Source organism: Enterococcus sp. AZ009 (genome assembly GCF_050548785.1).
GTDB lineage: Bacteria > Bacillota > Bacilli > Lactobacillales > Enterococcaceae > Enterococcus_D > Enterococcus_D entomosocium.
In genome coordinates this window covers 1041060-1054064 of sequence record NZ_CP172960.1, presented here as the reverse complement: position 1 = coordinate 1054064, position 13005 = coordinate 1041060, and the positions used below count along the sequence as shown (strand labels likewise).

Genomic DNA, 13005 nt, shown 5'->3' with positions numbered 1-13005 from the left:
AACAAAAGCAAGTCGTCTTTTGATGGACCTGCTTCGTTCTTCTTTTTGACCTACTTGGATTTCTTGCCAACTTTCAACGCATTGAACAGCGTGTGAAATTGGCCTTTAAAGGACATCACTTGCTCAAACACATCTTCCCCATCATTCAGCATCTTGACAGTCACCCAGCCTAATGCTTCGGTGATACCACTAGCCACACTGGCATTGATTGCAGCTCCAGCAACGGTGCCTACTGCTGGGACAAATTTCAAGATATTGCCAACGGCACTGCGTCCAAAACTCACCACCACTAACTCTTTCGAGATACTCTTCGCTAACCCTTCACGCCACGTTCGCCCAAAAATGCGATACAAACGTGCCATCATCGTCATTTGAACCGGCACAAGTAACACTGCATCTGAAAAAGGAATCGGTGAACAGCCGATGATCGCCGCCGTCAAAGAAGCCGCATGGATCGTGCGGTGGGCTTTTTTCCGCGTTTCATCATCTACGCCAACCAAAAACTCCTCAAACACCTGATCAAATTGATCCTTGCTTTTCGCTAACACTTTTTCCGCTTGGGCTTTTGATCCGTCATAGCCTTTCATCACAAGGGCAGCCGATTTTTTCGGCATTCGCTTCATGACATCCGCAAAAAAAGAAGTAAATTCCGCTTCTTCTTGCAGCTCTTCTCTCGTTTGACTTTGCTCGACTTGAACGGACTGTTCCGTTAATAATTCATTTTCGTTTTGCTTCTTTTTGCGTTTTATCCATGGTTTTTTCAAAGAAATGTCTCCTTCTTTCGACTCATTGTTCATTTAAAAATCAAAGTGAGCCATGATTTTGTTCCTCTTTCTATTTTAGCTCAGGTTTTTCAAGATAGCGAAAATGTAGCTTGAGAGAGCTTACACTTGCTAAAAAATGCATATTTGCATCTTAACGTTATTTATTTATATTATCGTTTTTTTATGCTATGATACACAAAAGGAGTGGATCAAATGAAAAAGAAATTGAATTGGAAAGTCCTTTTTTATTTAGGCTTATTGACTTACTTTCTTTTAAGCGGTATCTTCGCATTCTTCGGTGTCGAAATACCGTTTCTTTATAAACGTTGATCTTCACGTTTTTCTCAGAACAATATCATTCAAATCTTTGTTCTATACTAAGACAATCCATCATTATAACATCCATATAATCTAATTAGAAAAGGTGATCTTCTTGTCCATTTTATTTGACCTATTGCAACTACTTGCCGTTATCTGTATCGTGTATTTACTGTTCACAAAAGACCATTTCCTCAAACAATTAACACCTGGTCAGAAAATGGTCTTTATCGTCTTATGTGTTTCTGTGATACTGCCGGCTCTTTATGAATTTATTACTGGTTTTGCGCAAGGATTTTGGGAACGGTTGTAATTCACGGTTCCTTAGGAAACACGCTGCCTTTACAAGACAAATAGATAGATCATATCTACCAGTCCTTTCTCCTTTTATTCAAGCAATGAACCAATTCTTTGGTGCTTAGAATACTAAGAAGAGAGGTTTTTTGTCTTTTTCTGTGTTAAAGTATTTTTTGATCGTACAAAAAAAGAACCCCTCAAAAGAGGAGTTCTCAAGGCTTGCTTACATCATGCCGCCCATACCCATTGATGGGTCCATTGCAGGAGCTGCTGGCGCTGCTGGTTCTGGTTTGTCGGCAACGACTGCTTCAGTTGTTAACAATAATGCGGCAACAGAAGCTGCGTTTTGTAAGGCAGAACGCGTCACTTTCGTTGGGTCAACGATCCCAGCTTCTAGCATGTTTACCCATTCGCCGGTTGCTGCATTGAAACCAACACCTAAGTCAGCGTTTTTCAATTTGTCGATGATGACTGAACCTTCGTAGCCTGCATTTTCAGCAATTTGACGAACGGGTTCTTCTAATGCACGTAAAACGATTTTGACACCTGTTGCTGCATCGCCATCTGTTTCGATTTCTGCAACTTTGTTGATGACATTGACTAAGGCAGTTCCACCACCAGAGACCATGCCTTCTTCAACAGCGGCACGTGTTGCGTTCAATGCATCTTCAATACGTAATTTCAACTCTTTCAATTCAGTTTCAGTTGGTGCCCCAACTTTGATCACTGCAACTCCACCAGCAAGTTTTGCTAAGCGTTCTTGTAGTTTTTCACGGTCAAAGTCAGAAGTTGTATCAGCGATTTGGTTTTTGATCAATTGAACGCGTGCGTCAATTGCTTCTTTTTCACCAGCACCTTCAACGATCGTTGTGTTGTCTTTATCCACAACCACTTTGCTTGCTTGACCTAAGTTATCGATGGTTGCATCTTTCAACTCAAGACCTAAGTCTTCAGTGATCACTGTACCACCAGTTAAGATCGCAATGTCTTCTAGCATTGCTTTACGACGGTCACCAAATCCTGGTGCTTTCACTGCGACAACGTTGAATGTTCCACGGATTTTGTTCAAGACAAGTGTTGGTAATGCTTCGCCATCAACGTCATCAGCGATGATCAATAATGGTTTTGATTGTTGTAAGATTTGTTCTAACAATGGCAAGATATCTTGGATGTTAGAGATTTTTTTGTCAGTGATCAAGATGTATGGATTTTCTAACGCTGCTTCCATTTTATCGTTGTCAGTTACCATGTATTGTGATAAGTACCCACGATCAAATTGCATTCCTTCCACAACATCTAATTCTGTTTCGATCCCTTTTGATTCTTCAATAGTGATAACACCGTCATTGCCGACTTTTTCCATTGCATCAGCGATGTATTGACCAACTTTTTCACTACCAGAAGAAACAGCACCAACTTGTGCGATTGCTTCTTTTGAATCAACGATTGATGAAATGTTGTGTAGCTCTTCTACAGCCACTTTTGTTGCCATTTCGATCCCACGACGAATACCTAATGGGTTCGCACCAGCGGTGACATTTTTCAATCCTTCACGAACGATTGCTTGTGTCAATAACGTAGCAGTCGTTGTTCCGTCACCAGCGATATCGTTTGTTTTTGAAGCGACTTCAGAAACAAGTTTTGCGCCCATGTTTTCAAAATGATCTTCTAATTCGATTTCTTTAGCGATCGTTACACCGTCATTTGTAATCAATGGTGAACCGTAAGATTTTTCTAAAACCACGTTACGACCTTTAGGACCTAAGGTTACTTTTACTGTATCTGCTAATTTATCTACCCCACGAAGCATTGCTGCGCGTGCGTCTTCTGCAAATTTGATTTCTTTTGCCATGATTTCATCACCTCAAGTATTTTTTATTTTTCTTATTCTACTACTGCAATGATATCTTTTGCAGCAACGATCAAATATTCTGTTCCTTCATATTTCACTTCTGTGCCAGCGTATTTTTCAAACATTACTTGTTCGCCAACGTTGACAGCAACCGGAGCTTTTTCACCGTTTTCGAGCGTGCGTCCTTCGCCGACTGCAATAACGGTACCCGTTTGTGGTTTTTCTTTTGCTGCTGATGCAAGCACGATTCCGCCTACAGTTTTTTCTTCTTCTTTTGCGACTTCGATAATCACACGATCACCTAATGGTCTTAACACGATAAATCCCTCCAATGAATGTTATAGAATTTAGTATTAGCACTCTCTTGTATCGAGTGCTAACTTACAGTTTCAATATTACTCATTTTCCCAAATTTTTGCAAGCCTTTTGCTAAATTTTTTTTGCATTTCTATTTGATTGATAAAAATAGTAGGATTTTTTGTTTCTAGAAGCAACCTAGTCTATAATGAAGCAAAGGAGTGTGAGGAAACAACTATGTCTTTATCAAAATATTCTTTGTCCACGATTCTTACTTACGGCATCGTCTTTTTTCTACCGATCGCCTTCATCCCTAGCGGACATCAAGTGGCCGCAACAACGATTGGTTATTTAGTTGGTGCTGCGATCATGTTTTTCTTGTATTTCAAACAAACGGAACCGTTATCGTTTGAACACAAAAGATCAAAAATTTCATCGATTCTTATTTATGGACTGACAGGTATTATTGCAGCGATCTTGTTGCAAAATCTAGCCATTTTTATCGAATCGCTTTTCGGTGAAGTCAGTGCTTCGCAAAATACCGAAAATATCATTGCTATTGTGCTGCAAAACCCACTGTTCGCCCTCGCGGCAATGGTTGGTGGACCAATTATGGAAGAATTTGTCTTCCGCAGAGCCTTAGTTGGCATCATTGGGAAATACAGCAATGTTTGGGTCGGTGTAGTGGTCAGCGCTGTAGCCTTTGCCTTTGCCCATAATGACAATCATCTCTTAGTCTATATTTTCTTAGGACTGTTCTTTTCTGGGCTTTATGCCTTGACCGGCAGCATTTGGACTTCCATGATTACCCATGTGGGAATGAACACTTTAGTTATTATTATTCAGTTGTTGCTTCATTACGGCTATATCCAAATGCCCTAAAGAAAAAAACGCTACGCAGAAATTTTGCGTAACGTTTTTTTCTTTATACCTTCATGCCATTGGACGCAATCACTTGCTGATACCATGCAAATGAATCTTTCTTCCGACGATCAAGGGTCCCATTTCCTTCATTGTCTTTGTCCACATAGATCACACCATAGCGTTTCTTCATTTCCCCTGTACCAGCAGAAACCAAGTCAATGATGCCCCACGGTGTATAACCCAATAAGTCGACGCCATCATAAGCTACTGCTTCTTTCATCATTTCGATATGGGCTTTCAGGTAATCAATACGGTAGTCATCATGGATCTGCCCATCCTCTTCCACTGTATCTACGGCACCAAAGCCATTTTCTACAATGAAGAGCGGCAATTCGTAGCGTTCGTTGAACCAATTCATGGCGTAGCGTAAGCCCACGGGATCAATCTGCCAGCCCCATTCGGAAGCATCAACATAGGGATTATCCACCAGATCTTGGCTCTCATCATAGTCATAGGTTGGATCATTTTCCTTACCTTTGATCGCAAAAGACATATAGTAACTAAAGCCGATGTAGTCAACACAGCCGTTTGCCAAAATTGCTTCATCTTCAGGGGTGATATCTAAATCAAATTGTTTTCTCTCAAAATAGCTACGCATATATCTCGGATAGTGTCCACGGGCATGCACATCTGAAAACCAATAGCGGCGCTGCATGGCCACCGTGGCTGCCATCATGTCTTTGGGATCGCAAGAATACGGATAGATTGGACACATTGCGATCATCGATCCGATTTGAAACGCAGGATTGATTGCATGCCCTAGCGCCACCGCTTTCGCACTGGCAACGAGTTCGTAATGGGCTGCTTGGTACATGATTTTTTCTCGGTCTTCTCCTTCGGTAAAGAACAGACCGGAATTGGTAAACGGCGCAAAATCTTCTTTGTAGTTTGCTTGATTGTTGATTTCATTGAAAGTCATCCAATACTTCACTTTCTTTTGATAGCGCGTAAAACAAACTTCTGCAAAGCGGACAAACAAATCGATCAACTTACGGTTACGCCAACCTCCGTATTCGGTAACTAAATGATAGGGCATTTCAAAGTGAGAAAGGGTAATAACCGGCTCAATGCCATAGCTTAAACACTCATCGAATAATTGATCATAAAAGGCCAAGCCTTCCTCATTCGGCTCGCGTTCATCACCTTTTGGAAAAATACGGGTCCAGGCAATCGATGTTCGGAAGCACTTCAACCCTAATTCGGCAAAAAGCTTGATGTCTTCAGGATACCGATGATAAAAATCGATCGCTTCATGATTGGGATAGCTTTCGCCCGGTTGGATACCTTCAGTGATTCGGCGAGAAATTCCGTTGCCTCCTACAGTCATGACATCAGCGACACTCACGCCTTTTCCACCCGCACGATAGCCGCCTTCCAATTGGTGAGCAGCGACTGCGCCACCCCATAAAAAATCGTTTCTAAGTTTATTCATTTCTGTTCAACCTGCTTCCTTGGTATTAAACGATCTCTGTTTCTTGTTTATAGTTCAAACTATCGACCTTACGAATGAAAGGATAGTAAATAAAGAAGCCGATTGCTAAAACAACAAATTGTAAAATAGCGGTCCGGATGCCCCCTACTAGAAATCCTGAAATGATCGGTGGGGTCGTCCACGGAACTTGCACAGCAGTAAATAGCGGTACGATACCGGTATAAAGTGCAAAATACGTGATCACGCCTGAAACCATCGGTGTCAAAATAAATGGTAATACCATGATCGGATTCATGACGATCGGTGTCGCAAAAATAATTGGTTCATTGATATTAAAGAATGCTGGGATCAAGGAGAGACGTCCTAATTGTTTGAACTGCGCTGAACGGGCAAAAGCCACCATATATAGCACGATGCCAATCGTCATTCCTGCGCCAGTTACCGTCATAAATTGATCTAAAAACTGTTGGGTCACGATGTGTCCCCCATTTTCCAATGTCAATGCTTTACCAGATTCAAGAATAGCCGTATTTGCTAATGAATTGGCTTGTAAAATCGGCCCCATGATGCCGCCCACGATCGTCGAACCATGAACCCCGAAGAACCACAAGAATGGTACTAAGAAGCCTAGCATCATTGCACCGCCAAGAGAATCCGTCACACCTTGCATCGGACTTTGAATCACGGTGTAGATCCATTCGACCACGGTTGTCTGAAAGACTTTATCAAAGAAAACATAAATGCCTAATGCGATGGTCGTCAAAACAGCTGCCGGAATCAACGCTGTAAATGAGTTTGCAACATTGGTCGGTACTTGTTCTGGCAGTTTGATCCGGATGTCGCGTTTTAAGAACCAAGTATAGCCCCAACCCACAAAAAGCCCTACTAAGATGGCACTGATCATGCCTTGTCCACCAGTCCATGTTTTATCAATGACATTTGCGATGGTCACATTTGCTTCAGCATCCGTTACACTTGACTCCATAGTTAATAAGAAAATAACTAAACCAATCATTCCTGCAGGGAGTCCTTCGTAACCTTCTGCTTTTACATACGAATAGGCGATACCCATTACGGCGAAAAAAGCCATAATTGCAAAAGAGGCGCCATAGGCTTGGTTGAAGTATTCACCTAAGCCACTATTCGTTACCCAATCCGCAATCGACTGGACGGGAAAGTTTGCTAATAGCAGGAAAATCGATCCTACGATTGAAAAGGGCATCGTATAAAGCATACCGTTTCTTAATGCAGTGATTGCTTTCGTATTAACAAATTTTAATATTGGGGGTAATAATTTCTCATTGATCCATTCGTTCATCTCACATCACTCCTAAAATAAAATTCCATCCACCGGCCAGTGAATTCGCTTACAAATAAATCTTAATGGATAATATTCCCCTTGCCTATAGCTTTTCTAAGTTATGAAACATGTTCCAACAAAAAAAACAGCCGAAGCTGTTTTTTTACGATCGCTTAGATTTGCTTGTAGACTTGATGGGCTAAAAGTTCGATCAGTGTAATCACCGGGACTTGCGTTGTCAGGTTCAAATCGACTTCTTTTCCGCCACTTACGACGGGCATATAATACGATATATTGTAGTCTGCCATTTGGGCGATCGTCGATTTTTCATCATTGGTGATGCTGAGTACTTTTGCTCCATAGCGTTTGAAGTCTTCCGTTTGCTTGATCATTTGAATGGTTTCACCCGACACCGATAAAATGATTGCTAACGTATTTTCCATTCCACGAGACGGTACTGGCAAAAAGGGATCAACGATGCTATAAGCATTAATGCCTAAGTTGGCAAAATAGCGACTGCCATAGGTGCCCAGAATGCCGCTTGTGCCGATACCGGAAAACGCCACATGGCGTGCGGAAAGAATCAATTCTACTGCCGGCTGGATAAACTTACGGTAATCTTCATTATTGACTTTTTTTAAGAATGTATTGACTTGAATCGTTGCATCATAGAAAAGATCAAACGCTCGTGCGTCTTGTTCCTTTTTTTGACAGATTGCATACTTTAACTCTGAATATCCACGATAGCCCAATTTCGTGATACATCGTAAAATCGTCGACGTTGAGACGTGGCATGCAGCTGACAATTCGCGAATCGTCAGCTGATCGATCTCTTCAAAATGCTGGACAATGTATTTATAAACTGCCATTTCAAGCTCGTTCAAAGTCTTGATTTTTTCTTCATCAAACATCCCACTGCCTCCACCCAACAAATTCATCGCTCTGATGATCGATTAGATCGCAAATAATTCCGTCGCTTTGTCAGGATCGGTATCAAAGACTTCAAACGTTTCTCCAACACCTAGATCATGTTCTTTCATGGTGTTGACCATCGTTAAGTGCGCCAACTCTTTCAGGTTGTTTTCTTTACTTAAATGACCAAGATAGACCCGTTTGGTGTTGTCGGTCAAGATATCCGTCATGACAAGTGCGCCATCTTCATTCGATAAGTGACCGCGATCTCCAAGAATCCGCTGCTTGAGACTCCATGGATAAGGACCCATTCGCAGCATTTCTAGGTCATGGTTGCTTTCCACAAGGTACGCATCGGCGCCTTTGATAATGCCTCGCACATGATCGCTGCAATAACCGGTATCCGTCAACATCACGAATGATTTGCCGTCTTTATGGAAACGATAAAATTGCGGCGCTGCAGCATCGTGAGAGACGCCAAAGCTTTCAATGTCCAAGTCACCCAAGGTCAGCACTTTTCCCATTTCAAAGATATGTTTTTGTTCGACAGCGACGTTACCGATCATTGGATCCATCGCTTGCCATGTTTTTGTATTCGCATAGACATCAAGTTTGTATTTTCGTGCCAGTACTCCAACACCGTGGATGTGGTCCCGATGTTCGTGGGTCACAAGAATGGCGTCCAAGTCTTCTGGTTTGCGCCCTACTTCATCCAATAATGAAGTGATCTTCTTGCCGCTCAAACCGGCATCCACTAAGATCCGCTTTTTATTGCTTTCGATATAGAGCGAATTCCCTGAGCTTCCGCTGGCTAGAATACTTACTTGAAAGGCATTTTCCTTCATCATGGTTTACGTGACTTCCTCTCTGGTTGTTTCAACGAGTTCCATTATACCCGCTTTTTTATGGATTTTCTACCTTTTGAACGGCATTATTCGTGATGATCCGATTGCTGAAGGCATTGACCGTTTCGATTTGGATGGTGTCATCGCCATCTAATTGGAAAGCAATAAACCATGCAGGAATATACACATTTTTTTCCCTAACTTTTAAAATCATCGTATAGGCTAATTCCGTCCAGAGAATTTTCGAGTGACTCGGCAGCTTGTTGTTCAGATAAAGTGTATTTACTGCTTCTTTTTCTGAATAGACCGTCATCTTTTCCCTTAGAGGCGTAATATTGGAGATATGTGTTTGGGTGTACCGGGCAATCTGCAAAAGATCATCCGTTTGTTCTAAGGTGATATCGATCCGACTTGAGCTGTCATTGAAAGGAATGCCTTCATAGGATTGAACCGCCACCACGGTCGGATGATTGGCGTTCAAGACAGAGAGGTTTTCCAAATAGTCATATTCATCCCCAAATAGGACTTGATCTTTTCGTTGCAAGAAACCATTGACGGTTTCTTCCGTTTGAGAATCATCACTGATATAAAAGCCATTGGTTGAGACATGGATCAACTGCTGCCCTTTGACCGTCGACCCTCTTTTGAACTGAGTATTGAGTTGCGGATTTCGTAGTTCCGCATCAAAATCCGTCTGTTCACCGCTCAAATAATAGCCACTCAAGACCTCGTCTGATAATTCGCCAGAATACCGAATGTCCTCAGAATCAAGTCGTTGTTCGATAGGAATCGTTTGGTTTGATTGTGAAACCATCTGATGCTCGCTGCGAGCCTCACTATAAACATTGAATAAAAAGACATTCAGACCAAGAAAAGCGAGGAAAAAAATCCATTCGATTCGTTTAAAATCCAATTAATTCTCCTCCGTTTCTGCTAATTTTGTCATTAATGCATCATAGCTAATCCAAGACGAGTCATAATTGACATACCAAGCAGGCGTCAAATCAACCAGTGGTGCATCTTTGATCTCCCCCCACTGATAGCCGACGATGATCTGTTGCAACAACGCTGGGTCAGCCCCTGCCGCAATCAAATCATTTTTGACTGACAAACTAGAAGGCAATTCAATCTCCGTTTCAGAAGGAATCGGCACTTGGATCGCATTCAAGCTGGCAGAAATCGTCATTTCACGACTGCCGGTCTGACCACTTTCTGAAAAAGCGACACTGATCACCCCTTGGCCGCCAGTACTAAAGACTGGATAGCCTTCGACGAAAACCCGATAATCCAAGTGTTTGTCTTGTTGATCAAAATAGCGGATCGTCCCAAAGTTATTGCCTAGACGAATAATGTAATCCGCACTCAACATTGCCAGATCCATTTCATCGGAACCGTCTGTGGTGGTTTCAAACTTGACTTGCTGCTGATCTTGCAAGACCGTCATGTTTTGCCCACCTTCATAATAGTAGGTATCGACACTTTCGTCGTTGATCTTGACATTTTTAGGATTGCTGAAAAAGGCTTCTCGGAACAAACTCTGAGACTGTGTCGAAGAATAGTAGCTGTATTTTTTTAGCTTGATCGAATCCTGCGTATAGTATTGATTGCTAGATCGTTCTTGATCAGTCCTCATTGCCGTCCATTCCCGAGGATTGTCTGCTAGCAAGTGTTTTACTTGGCTTTTATCCCAGTCGATCTTGCCTCGAACTACTCGTTGATGGGTAAAGTCAACAAATTGGATCGTATTTTCTTCGAGATCAAACTGGATGCGAGAAAACGGAAAATCCTCTGTTTCACTTTCGTCCTCTAAGGACAGTTCTTTATCAAAGGTTTTCTCGTAATCTTTCAAGTAAAATGTCGTATAGTAGTTTAAGGATATTCCTTGATCGACCTCTTGGGCTTTCGAAAAAGCCTGTTCTTCACCATAGGTTCGCAGGGTCAAATCACTGATCGTTGCCTCGTTGATCACCTCTTGGATCTCTCGAATCACCGCTTCAGAGTTGGTTTCTTTGATATCCTCTTCATCATTCCATGTTAGATATAGGGGCAAAAACAAATCGCTTTTTTGTTTGTACGTTTGAACCGAAGGATTGACGCCAGTATCTGTTTCGGTGCTGGCATTGTTGAACCCGGTCGGATTTAGCCAAATCATATAGGAGAAATAAAAACTCAATGCGATCATCACGATTAAACCTGCTCGAATGATTTTTTCTGAGATTCTCATACCCACCAATCCTCCTCATACGGTTCATACGGCAACATAATGTAAAATGTTGACCCGCGATTTTCTCGACTTTCCGCCCAAATCGCACCGCCATGAGCTTTGATGACTTCACGTGAGATCGCCAACCCTAAGCCGGTGCCTCCTTGTTGGCGGGCTCGAGCTTTATCGACTCGATAAAAACGATCAAAGATCTTCGTGAGATCTTTTTTCGGAATTCCTAGTCCTTGATCATTGATGCTAAGGACGATGTTGTTATGAGTCTCCATCAATTTCACCGTAATAATCCCACCATCTGGCGAATATTTGATGGCATTATTCATGATGTTGTCGATCACTTGGATCATTTTGTCCGTATCGACTTCTACCCACAATTCTCGTTTGGTGAACTCCCGACGAATCAGATATTTTTTGCTTTCATTCGTCACCATCATGTCAAAACGATCCAACACGAAATTAACCATCTCATTGAAATTGATATATTCCAATTGCAGTTGTGAATTGCCGCTATCCATCCGCGACAAACTCAATAGGTCATTGATCATGCGAATCATCCGATCCGTTTCATCCAAGGTCACTTTTAGAAAGTTCGGTGCAATTTCTGGATCTTTCCAAGCGCCCTCACTCAGCGCTTCGATGTAACTACGCATACTCGTTAGAGGTGTTCGCAACTCATGGGAAACATTGGAGACAAATTCTCGCCGTTCCTGCTCATTTTTTTCTTGTTCCGTGACATCATGCATTACCGCAACTAGACCGGAAATGAACCCGGACTCTCGACGGATCATGGAGAAATCGATGCGCAAGATCAGATTTGTTCCCGTCAAATCATTGCTAGGACGTTCCAAAAGCATGTCTTCAGGATTTTCCAAAAGTTTTCGCAACGTGTATTCTTCATCGATTTCCAATAACGTCAAAATCGACTGCCCGATCGCTTCTTCGTTAGTGACATTCAACAAGGACATCGCCATCTCATTGATGGTTATGACTTTGCCTCGTCGGTCGGTGGCAACAACGCCGTCTGTCATGTGGGATAAGACACTATCCAAACGATTTCGCTCGGACTCCATCGCCTCTTGAGTCTCTTCGATTCGTTCCCCTAGTTGATTGAAGGTTTCCGCCAATTGTCCCAATTCATCTTTCCCATGAATCGCGACCTTTCGGCTATAATCTCCTTTAGCGATGCGAATCGCTTGTTCCCGCATCTCTCCAATTGGTTGGGTAATCGAACGAGAGACCAATAGTGCCACAATGATCGAAATCACTGCCGCAATCAGCGAGGCGGTAACAAAAATGACCGCCGTCGTACTGACTTCATTGTACTTTGACTCTAGATTGCTCCGTAAATAAAGGGTTCCTAAAACGGTATCCCCTGTCGGTGATTGGATCGACTGGACGATATTGAACACCCGCTGACCGCTGGATTCATCATAAAGGACTTCACTGCGGTTCGTATCGTAATCACGGTAATCATTTTTTTCTCCCACCGAGCCACGATCATTGATATTGGTGGTTGCACGAATAATCCCTTGCTCATCCACCACCCGCATCTCCAAAATTTCTGAAGAGTTGGTACTCGTTAAGATTCGATTCAGGGAAGCATTCATGGAATCCCAATCCAACCCGTCATCATTATCCATGCGACTCAATTCAGAGCCTAATGTCACCACTAACGTGCTGGCCCGTGCCTCCATGTCGCGTTTGAAGGCATCGACCGTTGTTCTTTCCAATTCGCGAATAAAATACGCCCCGATAATCTGGATCGCAATCAATAAGATCAAGATAAAAGTCAGGGCGATTTTGAAGTTCACCGATTGAAAAAAGCGAACCTTATTTTTCATAG

General features: G+C 42.4%; 12 protein-coding genes. 2 read left to right on the top strand and 10 right to left on the bottom strand.

Annotation, left to right across the window (positions count from 1 at the left end):
- Window positions 1-50: 50 nt before the first annotated feature.
- Entirely contained in the window at window positions 51-797 is a 747-nt protein-coding gene (locus tag IGJ74_RS04925) for a YcjF family protein (protein ID WP_005225303.1), read from the bottom strand.
- A 400-nt stretch (window positions 798-1197) separates the two neighbouring features.
- Between IGJ74_RS04925 and IGJ74_RS04920 the strand changes: the two genes are divergently transcribed.
- Window positions 1198-1395, top strand: a complete 198-nt coding sequence (locus IGJ74_RS04920) for a hypothetical protein (RefSeq protein ID WP_087664407.1) — start codon at window positions 1198-1200, stop codon at window positions 1393-1395.
- 207 nt (window positions 1396-1602) lie between these two features.
- On the opposite strand, the gene groL is transcribed toward IGJ74_RS04920, so the two are convergent.
- Together groL and groES are read right to left on the bottom strand one after the other, a co-directional pair.
- The gene (gene groL / locus IGJ74_RS04915; RefSeq protein ID WP_005237384.1) at window positions 1603-3231 is read right to left on the bottom strand and encodes a chaperonin GroEL; all 1629 of its coding nucleotides are present in this window, start codon (window positions 3229-3231) and stop codon (window positions 1603-1605) included.
- Window positions 3232-3263: 32 nt separating this feature from the next.
- The gene (groES, locus tag IGJ74_RS04910) at window positions 3264-3548 is read right to left on the bottom strand and encodes a co-chaperone GroES (protein WP_005225291.1); all 285 of its coding nucleotides are present in this window, start codon (window positions 3546-3548) and stop codon (window positions 3264-3266) included.
- 217 nt (window positions 3549-3765) lie between these two features.
- Here groES and IGJ74_RS04905 point away from each other — a divergent pair, with 217 nt between their 5' ends.
- Entirely contained in the window at window positions 3766-4410 is a 645-nt protein-coding gene (locus IGJ74_RS04905) for a CPBP family intramembrane glutamic endopeptidase (RefSeq protein WP_008377239.1), read from the top strand.
- A gap of 43 nt (window positions 4411-4453) precedes the next feature.
- Here the strand turns inward: IGJ74_RS04905 and IGJ74_RS04900 are convergent, their stop codons facing one another.
- The 7 genes from IGJ74_RS04900 to walK all read right to left on the bottom strand — a co-directional run bounded on the left by IGJ74_RS04900 (window position 4454) and on the right by walK (window position 13003).
- Entirely contained in the window at window positions 4454-5884 is a 1431-nt protein-coding gene (locus IGJ74_RS04900) for a 6-phospho-beta-glucosidase (protein WP_087664408.1), read from the bottom strand.
- 25 nt (window positions 5885-5909) lie between these two features.
- Entirely contained in the window at window positions 5910-7202 is a 1293-nt protein-coding gene (locus IGJ74_RS04895; protein ID WP_005237388.1) for a PTS sugar transporter subunit IIC, read from the bottom strand.
- A 155-nt stretch (window positions 7203-7357) separates the two neighbouring features.
- Window positions 7358-8095 (bottom strand): MurR/RpiR family transcriptional regulator, encoded by a 738-nt coding sequence (locus tag IGJ74_RS04890; RefSeq protein WP_008377233.1) that lies wholly within the window; start codon window positions 8093-8095, stop codon window positions 7358-7360.
- Window positions 8096-8137: 42 nt separating this feature from the next.
- Window positions 8138-8944 carry an MBL fold metallo-hydrolase gene (locus IGJ74_RS04885; RefSeq protein WP_005237390.1) on the bottom strand — a complete coding sequence of 269 codons (807 nt, stop codon included), beginning with the start codon at window positions 8942-8944 and terminating at the stop codon, window positions 8138-8140.
- A 55-nt stretch (window positions 8945-8999) separates the two neighbouring features.
- Entirely contained in the window at window positions 9000-9854 is an 855-nt protein-coding gene (locus tag IGJ74_RS04880; RefSeq protein WP_016620617.1) for a two-component system regulatory protein YycI, read from the bottom strand.
- Window positions 9855-11165, bottom strand: coding sequence for a YycH family regulatory protein (locus IGJ74_RS04875; protein WP_005237392.1), 1311 nt, complete (start codon window positions 11163-11165; stop codon window positions 9855-9857). It abuts the gene before it with no gap.
- The gene (gene walK / locus IGJ74_RS04870) at window positions 11162-13003 is read right to left on the bottom strand and encodes a cell wall metabolism sensor histidine kinase WalK (protein ID WP_008377228.1); all 1842 of its coding nucleotides are present in this window, start codon (window positions 13001-13003) and stop codon (window positions 11162-11164) included. Before walK ends, IGJ74_RS04875 begins: the two co-directional genes overlap by 4 nt.
- Window positions 13004-13005 lie beyond the last annotated feature (2 nt).

Bases quoted from the DNA above. Each gene is read 5' to 3' on its own strand.
- IGJ74_RS04875 (WP_005237392.1), bottom strand. From the start codon at position 11,165: ATGAGAATCTCAGAAAAAATCATTCGAGCAGGTTTAATCGTGATGATC.
- IGJ74_RS04925 (WP_005225303.1), bottom strand. From the start codon at position 797: ATGAACAATGAGTCGAAAGAAGGAGACATTTCTTTGAAAAAACCATGG.
- IGJ74_RS04900 (WP_087664408.1), bottom strand. From the start codon at position 5,884: ATGAATAAACTTAGAAACGATTTTTTATGGGGTGGCGCAGTCGCTGCT.
- IGJ74_RS04890 (WP_008377233.1), bottom strand. From the start codon at position 8,095: ATGTTTGATGAAGAAAAAATCAAGACTTTGAACGAGCTTGAAATGGCA.
- IGJ74_RS04885 (WP_005237390.1), bottom strand. From the start codon at position 8,944: ATGATGAAGGAAAATGCCTTTCAAGTAAGTATTCTAGCCAGCGGAAGC.
- walK (WP_008377228.1), bottom strand. From the start codon at position 13,003: ATGAAAAATAAGGTTCGCTTTTTTCAATCGGTGAACTTCAAAATCGCC.
- groL (WP_005237384.1), bottom strand. From the start codon at position 3,231: ATGGCAAAAGAAATCAAATTTGCAGAAGACGCACGCGCAGCAATGCTT.
- IGJ74_RS04895 (WP_005237388.1), bottom strand. From the start codon at position 7,202: ATGAACGAATGGATCAATGAGAAATTATTACCCCCAATATTAAAATTT.
- IGJ74_RS04905 (WP_008377239.1), top strand. From the start codon at position 3,766: ATGTCTTTATCAAAATATTCTTTGTCCACGATTCTTACTTACGGCATC.